The organism is Streptomyces sp. NPDC056486 (assembly GCF_042795295.1).
In the GTDB taxonomy this organism is placed as follows: domain Bacteria; phylum Actinomycetota; class Actinomycetes; order Streptomycetales; family Streptomycetaceae; genus Streptomyces.
The window spans coordinates 242,097-259,450 of record NZ_JBHTSF010000002.1 but is presented as its reverse complement, the minus strand read 5'-3'; the positions used below and the strand labels follow the sequence as shown (position 1 = coordinate 259,450).

The following is a 17,354-nucleotide window of genomic DNA, read 5'->3' as shown; positions in this document are numbered from 1 at the left end:
ACCGAGAGCTGAACGCGAGCCCGGTGAACCCAGGCGAGTAGCCCACCGTATGACGAAGGCCCCGCCCGGAACAACCAGGCGGGGCCGCTATGCGACGTGGCTACTTCCCGATCCGCCACTCCACCGGCTCATCCAAATCCTCAGGCGAATACACCAACCGCTCCGCCCGCCCCGACAGCGGCACCTCGAACGTCACATTCCCCCGAACGCAGTCCCCGCCCTTCACCTTCGCGTCCGCCGGATAGAGCGGCTCCGGTAGGCCGGCACTCACATGCGTTGCCTCCATCCGCGTCCCATCCGGATACGCGAGCGTCCACGCGAATGGACTCACGGGGAACGCTTTGGTGCCCTGGTTGCACACCTTCACCTCCGCCAGCGCCCACTTCTGCCCGTCCGACTGCAACCCGGGGTCACCGGTGATGCCCTGGTCTTTGAACACGAGTGCGGTCGCGGAGAAGTCGCGGCCGCCGACGCTGATGTCGGCGGTGTCGCCGAAGCGGAAGGTTTCCTGCCTTGGTGACGGGGTGGAGCTCGGCGTCCTGGATGCTGAGGGTTTGCCTGTGGCTTTGGCGACGGCGGGCTTGGCCGATTCGGATGAGCAGCCGGTGGTGAGACCTGTGAGTAGGCAGGTGGCGAGCAGGGCGGTGGCGGTGCGGCGCATGGTTCCCCCAGGCGTGTGTGAGGCCCGGAGCGTAGCGGCGTGGAGCGCAAGCGGGGCGGGAACGGCGAAGCCCCGCCGCGGGTACGGTGAGGCTTTGCTCCTGGGGCCGGTCAGACGTTGCAGAAGCCGGAGGACTTCAGCGCGTCGTTGATCTTCGCGCCTTGGGCTTCAGTCGTCGTCACGTCCTTGTACGTAAAGCGCTGCGACGCTGACCAATCGAGCCGCTGCGCTTTGCCGTTGATCGCCATGCACTGATTGCGCGCGGCATCGACGGCCTTGTCCTCGTGGCGGACCACGTCCGGCGCCGCGGCTGCCAGGGCTCGGAGGAGCTTGGCGCGCTCGGCGGCGGCGGGCTCGGACGGGAGGCCTGCCGATTGGGCGGCCTCGTCCTTCTGCTTCTGGGTCGGTTCCGAGGCGGTGGTGCTCGGTTTGATCTTCGGCTTGCTGTCGGCCTCGTCGTTGCCGGCCGAGCAGGCAGTGAGCGCGAGGGTGGCCGCGGTGAGTAGAACGGTGGCGGTAGTGCGGCGGTTCATGGTCCCCCCAGGGATGTTGAGCTGAGGGGCCATCATCCGTGAATTGTGGGGGAAGTGTGCACTCTCGTGACTAACCTGTGACGGTCACCATTTTCGGGCACGCGAAAGCCCCGCCCTCCCAGAGAGCCGGGCCTCATCACGACGACAGCAACGCTAATCGCCCAAGCCCTCCACCATCTTGAGCTTGTCGAACTGCCCGTCCTTGTCTGTCCACCCCAGACCATCGATCGCCTTGGCCATGAGTAGCGCGGTGTAGTCGTTATCCGAGAGCGGCTCGCACGCCTCCGGGCGGCTCTTCCCGCCCTCCTTGGTCTTCTTCTCCACAGCGTTTGACGCGTCCTTGGCCACGCCTGCATACCCCGAACGGACCATGCCCGCGAGCGTCTTGTCGAGTGCATCGACCCTGTGCGTGCCGAGAACCCCATCCGCGCAGGCCACTCAAGCCGTAAGCCGAGGGCATCGAGCCGGCACCCGACCGAGCCAACACCACCTGGACCGCTTTCCTGCGCTCCCAGGCCGACGCCCTCCTGGCGACGGATTTCATCGAGACCGTCACCCTGGCCTGCAAGCGCCCCTCACCGGGCCATGACATCGAGGATCCCCGCACAGCGGAGGAAGAGACCGCTGAGGACGAGGAACTGGCCCGCGTTCGCGCCGTTCTGACCCGCCACGAGGCGGGCAAACTCACCGAACGCAAAGCCCAACGTGAGGTCCGCTCCCTGCTCACCACCCGCACCCGCAACTGGGCACCGCGAAATCCTCCCTGAGTGTACGAGGATTTGGGCAAGGAGCCGGTGGACCGCCCCGTCCTAGAGGCCTGAGCCTGCGCCAACTTCGCGTATCTGCGGGCGATGCCCCACCGCCTGCGCTTGCTCCGCGAGGGACAAAAGCCGTCCCTCTCCCGACAATACGCCGCCGCTCGCATCCCCCACGCGTGCTGCCGCGAACACCTGGGGAGCCCCCGGTCTGCTGCCGCCAAGGCTCCTCCTCATTGGTCAGGCCAGCCCCAGCTCGCCTTCGCTCTCCTACACTGCCACTAAACATGCACAATGGGGTCGTGCTAGAGCTCGTCCACGGTAGCTTTACGGTGAGGCTGTCAGGGCGCTTACGCGAGCGTCCAGCATGTGGCGCATAATGATTCCCATGAATGAGCGCGCACCGGTAGACAAACAGGGCCTACTTCACTTCCTGAGAGATTGGTACGGCGACCCAACATCACCTAGCGCCAAGGCGAAGAGCTCCCGTTCGGCACCGAAAGAGCTTATCGAGTGGCATGAAATCTCGACACAGTGGGATGGGCGGATCACTTCTCATAACTACGCCATTCCGCTTCCAGAGCTCGAGGTGCACGACGGCAAGGTCCCGTTCTGGGTGGAGAACCAGGGAACTTGGCTTTGGGCCTTCGATCCCGACGATCAAGACCACCTCGTCTACGAGCAGGAGCCGTCAGGCGATCCGGCACCTTGGGCTCCCACCAGTGAGAGCCTTCCAGAATTCCTGATCCATGCCACTGTTATGGAGGCAATTCTGGGCGCACCAGCGAGGAAGATCGCAACAGGAGTGGACGCGGAATGGCTCCTCACACGAGAAAATGTAAGCCCTCTCCCGTCACCCCCATGGAATTGGCCTGCGCGAGAATCGCGCATTCTCCTGGGTGAAGATTGGCTCGCATTGGTCCACCCCAGTGATGAACCTGAACTAGGTTACGACATTACGCTTGCAGCAATTACTCCTGAAAATTTGCTCTGGGCAGAGACGACCCCGGGAATCGAATGGCGATCATACGCGGACTCTCAGGACTACACGACCGATGAACCGCTCCCGTGGTGACTGATAGAAGCCAAACCAAACTGGGGGCCAGTCCGTGAGGGCTGGCCCCAGTTTGCGAGCCAGGCTCAGTCGGGAAGCCCCACATACTTCTCGATCTTCCGCGGGGATGGTGGAACTACCCACAGCTGAGTGCCTTCTGGCAACATGTCAGGCAAGGTACTTCTACACGTTCCACACGCACCAGTCGGGTAGTCGATGTAGAGGACCGCTTTTCTGATTCCGGGATTCGATCGCAGGAATGCCGCAGTGTGCGTCTCTACGTGGTTCGCGTTAGCCTTTGTCCGGCCCGGGAGGCCCCGAAGGAGTTCAGACTGTCCACCAGGACCACTGATCATCGGAAGTTGATCGCCAGCGACGTCAAGAATTCCTACTGTGCGGCGATCATAATCCTTGGGCAGTCGCTTCAGCGCGTCGCTTAGCGCCTCCCTGCCTGCGGCGCTTCTGGCTGCACCCGCAGCCAACTTCTTCCCAATTCCGCCGACCCCACCGACATCAATAGTTCCGGTCCTTGGGGCACACGCCATATCGTCTATCGGGCAGTTATTTTTGGGGAACAGTCGCCTCTTAGTTTCTTCCCAATCTCCCTGTAGAGCCGAGACGAGAGGACCGTCTGGCACTAGGCGGCTAAGGAAGTCCAGGACCCTTGACCTTCCGGCGTCAGGGTAAGGGCCAGGTACCGGGGCTGGGTTGGCACTGGGGGAGGGGTGCGGACCGCTGTAGCCGCCGCCACCGCCTCGGTACCCTCCGCCACCGCCGCCGCTGCCCTTGCTGGTTACAGTGCCCTTCTTCTTATTGCCCTTGTGGTAATCGCCGTGGCGGTCTATCCAGTCTTCTTCGGACCTGCAGTAGTCGCCAGCGCACTCCTTCAGCCCTGTGGGATCGCTGAAGGTAAGGGGGTTGTTGCTGCTGTAGGCGTAGCCGTTGATCTGCTGGGGGTTCGTCAGATCCATGATCGGGTCGACGGAGATGAACCGACCGGTGGTGGAGTCGTATTCGCGGGCACCGAGGTGGGTGAGCCCTGTGGATTTGGTGTCGTCGGTGCCGCCCACGAAGCCCTTGGTACCGGGCCAGGACTTCGGTGCTTCGCCGCGCGGGCCGCCGAACGGCAGCGTGCGGCGCTGAGTGAGGGACAGGTCGTTGGCCTTGATGGAGAGTTGGCCGGTGCCCTGGTGGTCGGCGGTGGTGAAAGTGACGGTGCCGTTGTCTTCCTTGACGGCCTGGTGGCCGCCGCCCAGGGGGGTGTAGCGGGTGGCCTTGGCCTTGGTTGCTCCCTGGGGCAGGGTGACTTCGGTGTGGCCGAGGTAGAGGGTGCTTTCGGTCGGGGTACGTGCGATCAGGCGGTTGCCCTCGGTGTCGTAGACATACTCGGTGACCTTGTCCTTCTCGCCCTCGACGGGTTCGGTGACCTTGGCGAGGTGACCTTCGGCGTCCCAGGCCAGCTTCTGCGTATCACCGCGCAGTGTGCGGGTGTTGGTGTTACCGGTCTCGTCGTACCCGTAGGAGTCCTGGGTAGCAGTTCCGCCGGGGAGGTGCGTGGTGACCGAGGTCAGGGTGTGCGGCTGCGGGTCACCCGGCTTGGGGTATTCGTAGTCGCGCTGGGTGTTCTTGGTGCTGTTGCCGCTGGTGTCGTGGAGGGTTTCGGTGAGGCGGTTGCCCGCTTTGTCGTAGGTGTAGGAGTGCCAGTAGGGCGCGGGGCCGCCGGTCTTGTCGCCGGCTGGGGCCGTGGCGCAGGTCTTGTCGCCCTGGGTCCATGCCTCGGTCATGCGCCGCAGGTAGTCGTAGGTGAAGCACTGGGTGTCGGTGCCGGTGCGGGAGACGTCCGAGACGGACAGGACGTTGCCCGCCTGGTCGTAGCCGTAGGTGTCGAGCTGGTCGACGCCGGGCTGGTCCTGGCGGTCAATGCGGGAGGTCGCCAGGCGCTGGGTGCCCCACTCGTAGGTGTTGGTGGCCCAGGTCTTCTTGCCTCCCCCGGTGCTGCCCAGTGCGTACTGAAGCGGCTTGCCGGTGAGCGAGTAGCTCGTGTCGGTCTGGAAGCCGTCTCCCAGGACGGATATGGGGCGCAGTGTCTCCTTCTGGTAGGTGGTGGTGTAGCTGCCTCCGGGCAGTGAGCCCGCGGCGGAGTAGCTCACGGTGCCCACCAGACCGGAGGGCAGGTAGTCGGTGCCGGTCTGGTAGGTGCCTGCCAAGGCCCCTTCCTTGTCGGGGATCACCATGGCCGTCTTCATCGGCCGGTACAGCCGGTCGTAACTGGTGACCTTCGAGGTGTAGGCGGCGCCGTCCACGTAACGGGTCGACTCGGCGAGTTGTCCCTTGGCGCCGGCGATGGTGTCGTAGACCCACTTGGCGCGCAGTTCGCCCGAGACGCTGTCCTTGCGCAGTTCGGTCTTGCGGCCCAGGTTGTCGTAGACGCTGGCCAGCGTCGTGCCGCGGGCGTCGGTGGTGGTGGTCAGCTGGCCGCGGTCGTCGTACTTGCTCTTTGTTGTGCCCTTGTCCGGATCAGTGGTCTCGATCTGGCGTCCCAGCTGGTCGTAGCTGTAGCGCCAGTTATTGCCCGCCGGGTCGGTGACCTTTTCGAGCTCGCCTCGTGACGTGTAGCCGTACGAGGTGGTGTCGAAGGCCGCGCTGGGGCTGCGGGTGTGGTGCTGGCGCAGCTGGGTCGTCTTGCCCCGGGCGTCGGTGAGGGTGGTGGTGGCGGTGGCTCCCTCGGGCGGGATGACCGTGGTGCGGTCGCCCCCGTAGATCGTCTTGGTGATGCCGAGTACGGTGCCGCCGTCGCCGTTTCCGGCGATCTGCCGCTCCTCGACGGGGCGCTCCAGTCCGTCGTACGCGGTGCGTGTCTGGGACTCCACGCTGAGCGCGTCAGCGGGCTTGAACAATCCCCGGTTCGGTGCGTCCTTGGTGTAGTAGGGCGCGAACGTCTTGGCCTTCAGACCGCGTTCGTCGTAGAAGGTGTCGGTGAGGACACTGCCGCCATCGGGCCCCGGTGTTTGGGTCTGCCGCTCGCGTAGGAACCCGTCGTAGAGCGTGTATGAAGCGACCTGCCCGCCCTCGTTGTTCACGCTCTGGGTGCGGACTGCGACCGGTTGGTCCTCGTCCACGAAGTAGGTGAACTGGTGGCTGGGTGTCTGGCTAGTCTTGCGATCGGCCAGCCAGACCTTCGCTGAGCGGCCCAGCGCGTCGTACGTCATCTCGGTGCGTTTGGCGTTCGTGTCCACGATGGCTTCGGGCTGGCCGCGCAGCGGCTCGAGCTCGGTGACCGTGGTCTGAACCGATGCGGCGTCGGCGGCCTTGGCCGGCGGGGTGGTTGCGGTGACCTTGGTCGGGAAGCCGGTGGCCGGGCTGTAGGCGGTGGTCGACTTGCGGCCGTCCGAACGGACGGTGCGGGTGGGAGCATCGCTGCCTGAGGCGGTGACGTCCGCTGTCAGGTCCGTGGTGGTCAGCTGACGGCCGTAGCCGTCGAAGGTGGCACCGGATTCCAGGTAGGTGGCCGTCTTGCCGTCGTGCTTCTTGAGCGTGGCGGTTGCGGTGGCGTCACCCTTGGTGGGCGCTGCCCCGTAGGCACCGCCGTCGTAGGCGGTGCGGACGTCGGAGATGACCAGCTTGGTGCGGTCAAGAGTGGTGTCGGCGCACCCGGCGGCGACGGTCTCCACTCGCGCGGGCAAGGTGAGGATGTTGTCTTCGGTGTTGGTGGCGTAGGCGGTGCGGGTGCACTGGTTGTCGGCCGCCGTGCCGTTGTCGCCGAAATCGTCGACCTGAGTGGCCCGGCCCGCGACCGTGTCGAAGTCTGTCGCGGTCGAGGTGATCCGCCAGTCGGTGCCGGCGCCGTCGTCGAGCGAGGTCCAGGCCTTGGAGTGCCCGGTACCGGTGAAGTTTGCGGTCACCGTGCCCCAGTCACGGGTCTTCTTCGCCGTTTCGTGGTGCCAGGGGCGGTTCACCGTCTTTTCCAGAGCCTTGCCGCCCGGCCCGGAGTAGGTGACGGTCTTGTAGGCGAAGCCCGCAGCAGACTCGTGGTCGGTGATCGGGTCGCCTTCGCCGCTGCCCAGGCTGACCGAGACGCTCTTGGCGCCGCCCGAGGTGTCCTTGCGGTCGCCGTCCATGCCGCGCAGGAAGTAGGTGTCCTCCTGTGACTTGAGCGCGTCGCCGCCGCCCTGGCCACCGTTCTTGACCCGGACGTGGCCGTAGCCGCGCCACTGGGACCAGGTCTTGAACTTTTTCTTGGTCAGGCCGTCGTCATCGTCGTAGTGCCAGGCCGCATCGCCCAGGTAGTCATAGGCGGTCACCGCGTCGGCCGCACCACCGGTGCGGTCGGTGCTAGTCGTGGACGTGACGACGTACTTGTTGAACCAGTGACGTTCCGGGTCGTCCGTGCTGGAGCCGCCGATGTACTGCGGGAAGCAGCGCGTGGTGTTGGACTGCGGAGTGGGCAGTGCGTCCGCGTCGCAGGCCGGGGCCGAGTAGTTGACGTCGACCTGGCCACCGGATTCATCGGCGACCGTGAACAGGCGCTCCTTGATGAACGGTGCGTAGCCGTCGCCGCTCTTGTCCAGCCGGTTGGCGAGCTGGGTGTAGGAGAAGGTGGTCTTCGGCAGCGTCACCGCGGGTGTGGACGTGTGTCCGGTGCGCTGGATGGAGTCGAGGAGCAGCTGGTAGTCGATGTCCGCCATGCCCCAGCGGTGGCCCAGCTTCCAGGAGTCGACGTCGTTGTATGTATCGCCGTTGAGCACTTGGGTGGTGACGCTGGTCAATCGCTTGCGGGTGAAGAAGGACGGAGACAGCCGGCCCTCGTCGCAGTCCTCCGCCTCGGTGCAGTTCAGGTCCCAGGGCGTGTCGTACCAGTAGAAGCTGTCCTTGCCGATGTCCGAGCAGGTGGTCTTGCTGTCGGGCAGGCAGCGCTCCGAGGTGGCGAAGTCGACCTTGGCAAGCGGCTTGCCGCCGTACATCGCCGAGGACTTCAGGCCGTACTCGATGCGGTCAAGGGAACCGCCGCGGGTGTAGCGGGTGTTGTCCTTGGCCTTGAGGTTGCGGCCGTAGGAGTTCTTCTCCTGGTCGTAGTAGTACGCCATCGCGTTGCCCCGCGGGTCGACGACGTAGTCGAGGTTCCAGCGCCAGGCCTGCTGGCACCAGGAGTCGGCGAAGGACGCCTTGTGGCAGGGCTCGTCGGCGTTGTTGCCGAAGACCGGGGCCGTCCACGTCGATCCCGTCGTGTTCTTGCCCTCCGCCCAACCAGGCAGCCGGTGGTAGCCGAAGTAGTAGCGCACGCCCTCGGGGTCCGTCAGGCGCCAGTACTCGCCGTCGTCGTCGCCGTTGCCGCGGTCGGCCGATGCCCTGCGGACGATGCGAGTGCCATCGTCCTGCTTGAGCTTGAACTCCTCGGTCTTGGGATCCTTGTCGGGGTCACCGGCTAGGTGGACGAGCTCTCCACCTTTGCCGTTGAAGGTGAGGACGGCGTTGTCGTAGTCCCAGCACTGGTCTGCGGGCTTGTTGCCATCCGCGTGCTCTACACCATCGTCAGCACATGTCTTGTAGCGGCGCTCGATGAAGCCGGGCCACAGATCGAACCCGTCACCGACCCAGGAGGCCTGATTATTCGTTGATCCGGTCCGTCCGTCGACGGAACCGGAGGAGTAGGACAGGCCCACATCCGGCTTCAGGTCGCCGGGTACCTCGGGAACCGGCATGTCGTACGACCACGAGAAATCGCCGGTGTTCAGATTCGTGTCCCAGGTCGCCGACGGGGAGAGCGAGGTGGCCTTGTAGTCGCCGCTCACGCTCTTCTCGTCCGCAACTGCGGCCAGCACGGTCGGCCCTGACGCCCGCAGGGCCACCGAGGCAGCGGTCAGGGTCTGCTTCTCCGTGTCGTTGACGGTCCGGACCGTCTCAACGGTGCGGCACTGCCGCTTTTCCGGGGTGACCAGAGCGCAGGCCGGAAGCTGGACCAGGGTGAGGCGGGCGGCGTAGTTGCCGCCGAATGCCTCGGCGAAACTGGAATAGTCGAGTGCCGTCCGGACGTTGCCAGGCTTATCGCTCTTCTCATCCCCCGAGTTCAGGGTGAACAGGACGCCGTTCACCCCAGCCCGCTCGGCCGCCTTCCGGCTCAGCACACGGGCTTCGACACTGCCCTGTGCCGCCGACACGGCCGCACCGGAACTGCGGTCCGCACGCTTGGAGGCGGCCACCTTCGGCGCCCCGACTACCAGCGGGAGCCCCTTGGCCTGGACAGGCTTCCCTGTTTCCCTGGCCGACGGTTGCCGGATGTCCACCACGGCGGACCCAGCCTTCGGCCAGGCCGCCTTCGGCGCCTTCTCCGGGGTCTTCGGACCTTTCGCCACCGTCCGCGGCTCGACCTTGACGCCGTCGTCGCCCTTGATCGGGTTCTCCGCCGAGGGAAGGCTCGGTCTTCCGCTGCCGTCTGCTGTAGCCACCGGTGCGCTCACTGCCTGCAGCAGGGTGCCCACCATCACGGCGGACACGGCCAGGGATGCCCTGCGCCGCAACGAGCCGAACCGGCCCGGTCTGGTTATGCCGTTCATCTTCAGGATTCAGTCCTTCACGCCACAACACCAGGCCACGCAGGTGCGCAGCACGGCGTTGAAAGATTGATAGGGGATACCTGACGTCGCGGGTGCGGCGGGGGGAGGATGATCGGTCCCCCGTCCGCACCCGCGGTTCAGCTGTCGCCAGGCACTTCGGTGGGAATGTCGAACCAGGAGCCGGCCAGCTTCTCGATTTGCGCGTCATTCAGCGCGCCCTGGAAGGCCCACACGTCATCCACGGCGCCGGGGAAATAGCTTCCTGCGGCATCGCCCTTGGCCCTGCCGACCTGCAGGGCCATAGGAGCCTTGAAGGTCAGGACGTTGTCGGCCCAGGCGATGAGGTCCTGGCAGGCGGCGTCGTCCGCGTCGCCGTTGCCATCCGCATCCCCGCAGGCGACCTCCTGAAGGACACCGTTGACGTAGAGGCGGGCTTCCTTGGCGAAGCCGTCATAGACCACCGCGAGGTGGTTCCACTCGCGCGCGTCGTAGAACTCTGTATTGCTCACCACGGTGACAGGCGAGTCGGCACTGTCATTGGCAGGGAGCGTCAGTTCCCAGCGGCCCAGGCCTTCAGGGTCCTTGGGGTCAGGTTGGAAACGGACCGTGAAGCCGCTTCGCTTCAAACCTGTCCCGCTGACCAGGGCCACGCCATGATCCGGGATCGCTGCGGCCTGAGCCCAGGCGGTGACAGTGAAGCTGGCGCTCGTGTCGATGGGCGACAGCACGGTGCCCGCGTAAGCGTCCGTACCGTTCAGCTCCAGCCCGCTGTTGTCGATCATTCCTGAGCCGAGCTTTGCGCCCCCGTTCAGTTCCATCGGACGCTTCACGGCCGAGAGGTCCGGTGTGGTGGAGCCGGCGGCGTTGGTCGTTTCGAAGTTCCAGCGCCCCTTGACTAGCGGCCGCTGCTTGAACATCTGCTGGACCTCCTCGGCCGAGACCGGCCGGTCCAGCAGGCGCACATCATCGATGCTGCCCGGGAAGTGGTTCTTGACCTGGCCGCTGTAGCTGCCCGCCCCGAGGTACATGGACTGGTCGGCGTAGAAGGCTCCGGCCAGCGGGACCGAGCCGGCCTTGGCGCCGTTGACGTACAGCGTGAGGGTGTTGGCGACGGTGTCGTGCACGCCCACCAGCTGGGCCCACTCCCCCACGTAGGCGCTGTCGCCCTCGGGCTGCATGGCACGGATCGGGGTGGCATCGGCGGCATCGGCGGAGTACTGATTGACCGCCCACCGGTTGTAGGTGGAGGAGTAGTACAGCTCGAAGCCGGGGCGTTCCTTGCCTGCCTGCGCGGTGATGATCGCCGCGCCGTCCGGCTTCTTGTCGAGCTTGGCCCAGGCAGAGACGGTGAAGCTGCGCGAGGTGTTCACGTGCGGCCCGTTGGTCTGGCCGATCTTCGCGTAGCCGTCACTGCCGTTGAACGTGGCGGCCTTGCCCGCGATACCGGGGACACCGGTGGTGACACCACCGATGTACTTGGCGGGCAGTACCCCGCCGTGTCCGGCGATCTCCTTGGACTCGGCCGCCTCGTCCAGGTCGAAGACGGCCAGCGCGGGCCGGCCCGGATCGCCGACCGTCTGCTGGGCGTGCAGCTTGTCGATCTCGTCCTGCGCCAGCGGCTTGTCGAACAACTGAACATTGTCGACCGCACCGGGGAAGAACGCCGAGGGCGCGCCGTTGTAGGAGGCGGCTCCCAGCTGCAGGCCACGGCGGGCCTCCCACGGGCTGTCATAAGCGGTCTTGCCGACCAGCTTGCCGTCGACGAACAGTTCCAATACGTCGCGGACGGAATCGTAAGACCCGGCCAGGTGCGCCCACTTGTCCGGCACGACACCGCCAGGCTGATCCGCCATCGCGCGGGCGATCCCCGCATCCGCGGTATCGGACTTGTACTGGTTAAACGCCCAGCGGTCATACGTCTTGGAGTAGTACAGCTCGAAGCCCGGCGAGTGGTTGCCCGGCTGGGTGGCGATCACCGCCGCCCCCTCGGGCATCTTCGACGGCTTCACCCACGCCGAGACCGCGAACCCTCCACCGGTGTTGACCACCGGGATGTCAGTGGAGGCGTAGCCGTCGGTGCCGTTGAACGACACAGCTGTTCCCTGCACACCGGCCGCGCCCGGGGTTGCCCCGCCGTGCAGTTGCGCGGTGCGCGTCGGTGTCGAGCCCTTGGCCTCACCAGCGCCTTCGACCTCGTCCAGCTGCCAGGTCGCGCGGTCCGGCTGTCCGGCCTTGACCCGGTACTGGTAGGTACGGATCTCGCTGCCATTGCCCGCGGCGTCGAAGGCCTGGGCCGTGAGGAAGTTCAGCCCCGGCTTGGCGGGCAGCACCTTCGCACTCTTCGCGGCACCACCGGATGTGGTGATCTTGTTCTTGGAGCTGGGGTCGATGTTGATGCCGTACCGGTAGGACGTCACGTCGCTGTCGGCGGCCTTCAGCTCGAACGACCCGTACTTGCCCACTCCGTCGTGCCAAGGATCGTTGGGATCCTCCGAATCGGAGGCCGGGTACTCGCCCGAGGACACCGTCGGCGCCTTGGGGACCTTCGTGTCGTAGACGAAGTAGCAGGCGGTCGGGTCGCCCGCGTAGGACCAGGGCGAGTACTGCGCCCCGTCATAGACGCGCGCATACCAGTTGACCTGCTTGTTGGCCGGGATCTTCGATGACGGCAGGCTGATGGTGAAGTCGGAGCCTGACTTCTTCGATGTTGTCCGCGCCGGGCTCCAGCTGCCGCCGTCCCACTTGGCCTGGAACTGCACCGAGACGCTGTCGCGGTCCGGGTCCTTCACCTCGTTGGCGTGGATCTTCCCCAGGGTGCGTACGCGTGCGGCGTCGCCGGACCTCTTGCAGGTGCCGCCGTACTCCATCGTCAGCTGCGACATCTTGAGCTGAGAAGGCGCCCGGTTGTACTTCACCCGCAGGAAGGCCTTGTCGGAGAACCGCTTCCAGCCGTAGGCATCCGACTCGCTGTCCGCGCGCAGACCGAAGGTCATCGTCGCGTCCCGGCCGTTGGCCGCATCCTGCACAGCTGACTTCACCGAGAACTCGGCGTCCTTCGCCGCGCAGCCGGAGTACCCGTAGGCGAACGATTTGGACGACAACTTCTTGTCCCAGAATCCGGAAGCGTTCTGCGAGTTCCATGTCGTGGACGAGGAGATGCCCTTGGTCTGCCACAGCTCCACGCTGCGATCGGAACACGAGGCGGACCAGGTGTTACGCACCACGAACTCGGCCGACAGGATCGACTTGCCGGCGAACTTCGAGACCGGGACGCGGTAGAAGAGCCGCTTGGTGTCATTGGGCTGGCAGTAGTTCCAGTTGCAGTAGCCCATGCCCGCGTCGCGATCGCCGTTGAACTTCCACTGCGGCGAACTGGCCCAGTACTTCGACGCCATCGTCCACGCCGAGGCCCGCGGCGAGTACCACTGCGGATCGATGAACACCGGATAGGTGGTGTCCTCGCCCTTCAGTACCTCCGCGTCCGGCGTCAGCACCAACTCCTTGCCACCGGCCGGGACATCCACCTCCACCGGAGCGAGCTTGCCGGACTCCCCCGCCGCAGGCTCCTCCCCGTCCTGCGGCTGAGCTCCCCCGTCCCGCGACGCGACGGCTCCGGACGGCGCGGACTTCGTAGTCGGCGCGCTGCCGGTGCCGGGGCTGGAGTCCCACATCATCGGCTTCGGTGCCTCGAACACCGCGCCCTCGGCACCCTTGTCGATGGCCTGGATCTCGCCGTGCGCGGTCTCCTTCACGTCCATGCCGTCGGCGGACAGCTTCAGCCGCAGCTCCGCCAGATCAGAACTCTCCGCAGCCTTGGCCGACTTCACCACAAGGAGCTGAGTGAAGCCGTCTTCCTGCGCGCCCATGCGCAGATCCACATCCGGGAGCACATCGGCATAGGTGGCCGTGGCGCCGTTCAGTTGCGGCGAGGGCAGTTTGCCCGGCCAAGACAGTGCCAGTTCACGGCCGGACTTCGTCATCCGCACCAGCGGTGCGTCACCGCCACCGGAGAACTCCAGCCCTACCGTGGTCACTTTGGGCGCGACAGCGCCATCAGCAGCCTTCTCCAGATCGGTGTCGACCGGCTTCCACTGGTCATCCACGCGGGCACGGACCGGGCGCAGGTACTCCCGCGCCTCCAGGTTTCCGTCGGCGGTCGCGTACACGTCGCTGCTCGCGCTGCGCAGCGACGTGACCTCTACCGGCTTGCCGGTCCGCTTGGCTCGCGCCAAGGCCGCCTCGGTGCCGGCCTCTTCAGGAGCGGCCCCCTCATCTGCCGTCTTCGCCGCCGCGGGCGTGGTGGGTGAGGCTCCTGCAGCGGTCGCTGCTGGGGCCAGACCCGCCACGATCGCCACGCTGACCAGACCAGCCAGCGCCCCGGCCCCACCACGCGAACGCACGCGCCTCCACATATCCCACCCCGGCCCATCACAAAGATGAAGATTGTCTAAACAGAGCAACCAAATGCGGACTGTATGTAGTCACCAAGTGAAGATCCAGAAGGACTACTTGGGGCGTATTAGACAAATAGCCTGCTACGACTGTGGTGTTGATCACGGTTGTGCTGAGTTAGGGAGCAACTCGATAACACTCACTCTCTCAACGTGGCACCAGCACTGGCCGCAAGACGTCTGACGAACTCCGGGATCGCCACCTGCGTGGATGAGGACACCCCGCGGCACCTGGGAACGTGTCTGCTCCACCCGGTCCAGGGCACGGCCGGCTCGGCGAAGGAGATCGACTTGGCCATCCCCGAGGGGAGCAGCGTGAGCCGACCGAGGTTTTGGAACATGACAGCCCTGCGGGTTTGAGAATCTCGCGGAGGCGCGCAGCGTGCTGTCGTTCTGGGCGGGTCTGCACGGACCAAGGGAAGATCACGCCGCCGCTCCAAGCGCAGGTGCAGGAGGCATTCGCGGCCGTGCGGAGGGATTCGGTGTACGGACTCACTCCCGGGAGCAGCGTGCACCCTAAACGCCGCGTTCCGGTGCTCTCTGCACAAACAGAAGCGGGTCGGAGTTCCGCAGCTGAGGCGTGCCGTCGATCGCGTGCTCTCAGCGCCCAGGGAAGTGAGCCGTCCACGACGGACGGTGACGGAGCTGCCGTGGCGGACGGAGGCGCTGAGGCCGAACCCCACTTATCCCATCCGAGCGCCGCTCAAATCGGCGCCGAGGAGTGGTGTCAGTAACCGGAGCCCCCGTTGTCGCTCAACAGGGGAAAGGGGCAGGTCAGGCAAGGTACTCGTGGCATTGTGAGCGCATGGTGGTCTCCGGCCGGAGACTGAAGGTGTCAGGTATTTCCTCCGCTCGGAGGCGATCACCATGCGCACCACCACCACCACCACCACCACCACCGCTGGCCGGGGCCGGATCTACCGCAGATGCGGCTGCCGCGACATCCAGCGCCGCCAGCTCGGCGCCCGCTGCCCCCGCCTGATCACCGAGTACGACCACGGCACCTGGACCTTCGCCGTCGACCTCCCCACCCCGCGCTCCCGGCGCACCACCGTACGGCGCGGCGGATTCCACGACCACGACACCGCCGACCTCGCCCTGCGCAAGTTCTTGGAAGGCCAGGCGGGCGGCTTCAACGCCGACCCGAACCAGACCCTCGCCGCCTACCTCACCACCTGGCTCAAGACCAAGGCCCTCACCCTCAAGCCGACCACCATGGTCCGCTACCGCGCCTACACCACCCACGACCTCATCCCGGCCCTAGGCAGCCTGAAACTGGACGAGCTCAGCCACCGCCACATCGCCGCCTTCGTCCACACCCAACTCGCCGCCGGACGCAGCAAGATCACCCTCTACCGGTGCCTGGCCACCCTCTCCAGCGCACTGGGCGACGCGGTCCGCCAGCACCGCCTCGCCCACAACCCCGCCCAGCCCTCGCCACTGCCGCGGCCACCCTCGCCCGAACGCCGCATCTGGACCGCCGCCGAAGCCGTCCGCTTCCTGCACCACTGCCACCGCGCCGACCCCTACATGGCCGACCTGTTCGAGGTCCTCATCGGCACCGGCATGCGCAAAGGAGAAGCACTCGGACTCCACTGGAGCGACGTCCACCTCACCCAACGCGTCCCCTACGTCCGCTGCACCCTCTCCGCCATCGACAACAACCGCCTCGTCCTCACCTCACCCAAAACCCGCACCAGCAAGAACTGGATCGCCATCTCCCCACGCGTCGCCACCGCCCTCCAACACCAAGCGAGAAACCGCCTGCTGGCGGAATGCAATCCAGACGACCCGTTCACCGGGCTCGTCTTCTGCCGCCCCGATGGCCGCCCCCTACGCCCCCGCACCGTCCTCGAACGCCTCCACGCCCTCTCCGCGGAGGCCGACGTCCCGCGGATCACCGTGCACGACCTCCGCCACCTGGCCGCCACCCTCACCATCACCGCCGGCGTCCCCCTCACCGTGGTCTCCAAGACCCTGCGCCACTCCACCCTCTCCACCACGGCCAACCTCTACAGCCACCTCACCCAGCAAGCCGCACACGAAGCCGTCGACACCATCGACAAAACCCTCACCGACCAAGAACGACCCGGCACCCTGCACAGCTGGCTAAAACGGCTGCGACCACGCCGTGACCACATCTGCCGACACCAGGACCACCCGAAGCAGCCGCACTCCCCCACTGCGGCGCCCACCGGCCCTGCCGCGCCTCCGCCCCGCACGCGCAAGGGCGACCACACTGCGACCACCACAGCCCGGAAAACACTGAAGGCCGCCCTCGCATCTCTGCGAAAGCGGCCTCCGACCTGTGCAAACACAAGTCGGGACGACAGGATTTGAACCTGCGACCCCTTGACCCCCAGTCAAGTGCGCTACCAAGCTGCGCCACGTCCCGATGCGCGTGTCTCGCGGTGTTCTGCGTGATCGCGCAAACAGAACTTTACCCCACGTTCGGGGGTGGTCCGCGCCCCCTGTCGAGGGCCTGGCGAGGGACAATCGGCTTATGAGTAGCGCACCTCTACCCGATGACCGTGGCCGTGACCGTGACCCCGAAGGGCGGGCCCGCAACGCGCGGCCGCGTGATGGGCTCGGGCGGCCGTTGGCGTATGGCACCGAAGGCGTGGAGCGGCAGCCTGAAGGGGTCACGCGTACGCCCGAGGAGACAGTCGCTCAGGCGCAGGGCCTGCTCGACGCGGGGCGTCCCTTTCATGCGCACGAGGTCTTCGAGGACGCCTGGAAGTCGGGGCCCGAGGACGAGCGCGACCTGTGGAAAGGGCTCGCCCAGTTGGCCGTTGGGCTGACCCACTCGGCCCGCGGCAACCTCACGGGCGGGGAGCGGCTGCTGCTCAGGGGGGCGGGTGCGATCGGCCTGGGGAAGTGGGGGGAGCGGCCGTACGGGATCGATGTCGACGGACTCGTGGTGTGGGCAACGGAGTTGGCGGAGTCGCTCGATGGGGACGGGCCCACGGTGGACGCGGCTGAGCACGCGCCCCGGCTGCGTGGAGACGGGGGCGGGGCTGCCGGTGACGGGGGCGGCAGCGAGTGACGATGCGGGGCCGGCCGGGGCAGCAAGCAGCATGCGGGCAGCCCCGCCAGGTCGGGTCGGGTCGGGTCGGGTCGGGTCGGGTCGGGTCACGCGCGTATATCGCCCGGAGCGCACCGGAGCTTTCTTGAACGTGTCCATGATGTCGTGCTCATGCTCGATGCCCAGCAAGCGTTCCGGCAGTACCAGGGCGGGGAGGGCGGCGATATCTACATCCGTATCTACATCTGTATCTACATCTACTGGGGTGCCCTACCTCCGGGCCGAGCCACGCGAGCATAAGGGGTGGGGGGCCGGAGCGCGGTC

At 66.2% G+C, this 17,354-nt stretch carries 8 protein-coding genes and 1 tRNA gene; 3 read left to right on the top strand and 6 right to left on the bottom strand.

The genetic code is table 11. The annotated features are described in order from the left end of the window. Positions 1 to 100 precede the first annotated feature (100 nt). The 3 genes from ACFQ7F_RS02355 to ACFQ7F_RS02345 all read right to left on the bottom strand — a co-directional run bounded on the left by ACFQ7F_RS02355 (position 101) and on the right by ACFQ7F_RS02345 (position 1,542). The gene (locus tag ACFQ7F_RS02355) at positions 101 to 661 is read right to left on the bottom strand and encodes a DUF4352 domain-containing protein (protein WP_383264792.1); all 561 of its coding nucleotides are present in this window, start codon (positions 659 to 661) and stop codon (positions 101 to 103) included. A 110-nt stretch (positions 662 to 771) separates the two neighbouring features. Continuing rightward, entirely contained in the window at positions 772 to 1,194 is a 423-nt protein-coding gene (locus ACFQ7F_RS02350; protein WP_383264790.1) for a hypothetical protein, read from the bottom strand. 153 nt (positions 1,195 to 1,347) lie between these two features. After that, a complete protein-coding gene (locus ACFQ7F_RS02345; RefSeq protein ID WP_383264787.1) occupies positions 1,348 to 1,542 on the bottom strand; it encodes a hypothetical protein in 195 nt (64 codons plus the stop codon). 795 nt (positions 1,543 to 2,337) lie between these two features. Here ACFQ7F_RS02345 and ACFQ7F_RS02340 point away from each other — a divergent pair. After that, positions 2,338 to 3,024, top strand: coding sequence for a hypothetical protein (locus ACFQ7F_RS02340; RefSeq protein WP_383264785.1), 687 nt, complete (start codon positions 2,338 to 2,340; stop codon positions 3,022 to 3,024). A 65-nt stretch (positions 3,025 to 3,089) separates the two neighbouring features. Here the strand turns inward: ACFQ7F_RS02340 and ACFQ7F_RS02335 are convergent, their stop codons facing one another. Together ACFQ7F_RS02335 and ACFQ7F_RS02330 are read right to left on the bottom strand one after the other, a co-directional pair. Beyond that, positions 3,090 to 9,554 (bottom strand): RHS repeat-associated core domain-containing protein, encoded by a 6,465-nt coding sequence (locus tag ACFQ7F_RS02335; protein WP_383264783.1) that lies wholly within the window; start codon positions 9,552 to 9,554, stop codon positions 3,090 to 3,092. 137 nt (positions 9,555 to 9,691) lie between these two features. Continuing rightward, entirely contained in the window at positions 9,692 to 13,966 is a 4,275-nt protein-coding gene (locus ACFQ7F_RS02330; RefSeq protein WP_383264780.1) for a LamG-like jellyroll fold domain-containing protein, read from the bottom strand. Between the two features lie 906 nt (positions 13,967 to 14,872). Here ACFQ7F_RS02330 and xerC point away from each other — a divergent pair. Further along, the gene (gene xerC / locus ACFQ7F_RS02325; protein WP_383264777.1) at positions 14,873 to 16,345 is read left to right on the top strand and encodes a tyrosine recombinase XerC; all 1,473 of its coding nucleotides are present in this window, start codon (positions 14,873 to 14,875) and stop codon (positions 16,343 to 16,345) included. On the opposite strand, the gene ACFQ7F_RS02320 is transcribed toward xerC, so the two are convergent. Next, a tRNA-Pro gene (locus ACFQ7F_RS02320) sits at positions 16,327 to 16,400 on the bottom strand. The genes xerC and ACFQ7F_RS02320 overlap by 19 nt on opposite strands. A gap of 108 nt (positions 16,401 to 16,508) precedes the next feature. Here ACFQ7F_RS02320 and ACFQ7F_RS02315 point away from each other — a divergent pair. Beyond that, positions 16,509 to 17,051: a DUF309 domain-containing protein gene (locus ACFQ7F_RS02315; protein ID WP_383264774.1), complete on the top strand. Its 543-nt coding sequence runs from the start codon at positions 16,509 to 16,511 to the stop codon at positions 17,049 to 17,051. Positions 17,052 to 17,354: the final 303 nt, after the last annotated feature.

Bases quoted from the DNA above. Each gene is read 5' to 3' on its own strand.
- ACFQ7F_RS02355 (WP_383264792.1), bottom strand. From the start codon at position 661: ATGCGCCGCACCGCCACCGCCCTGCTCGCCACCTGCCTACTCACAGGT.
- ACFQ7F_RS02350 (WP_383264790.1), bottom strand. From the start codon at position 1,194: ATGAACCGCCGCACTACCGCCACCGTTCTACTCACCGCGGCCACCCTC.
- ACFQ7F_RS02340 (WP_383264785.1), top strand. From the start codon at position 2,338: ATGAATGAGCGCGCACCGGTAGACAAACAGGGCCTACTTCACTTCCTG.
- ACFQ7F_RS02335 (WP_383264783.1), bottom strand. From the start codon at position 9,554: ATGAACGGCATAACCAGACCGGGCCGGTTCGGCTCGTTGCGGCGCAGG.
- ACFQ7F_RS02330 (WP_383264780.1), bottom strand. From the start codon at position 13,966: ATGTGGAGGCGCGTGCGTTCGCGTGGTGGGGCCGGGGCGCTGGCTGGT.
- xerC (WP_383264777.1), top strand. From the start codon at position 14,873: ATGCGCACCACCACCACCACCACCACCACCACCGCTGGCCGGGGCCGG.
- ACFQ7F_RS02315 (WP_383264774.1), top strand. From the start codon at position 16,509: ATGAGTAGCGCACCTCTACCCGATGACCGTGGCCGTGACCGTGACCCC.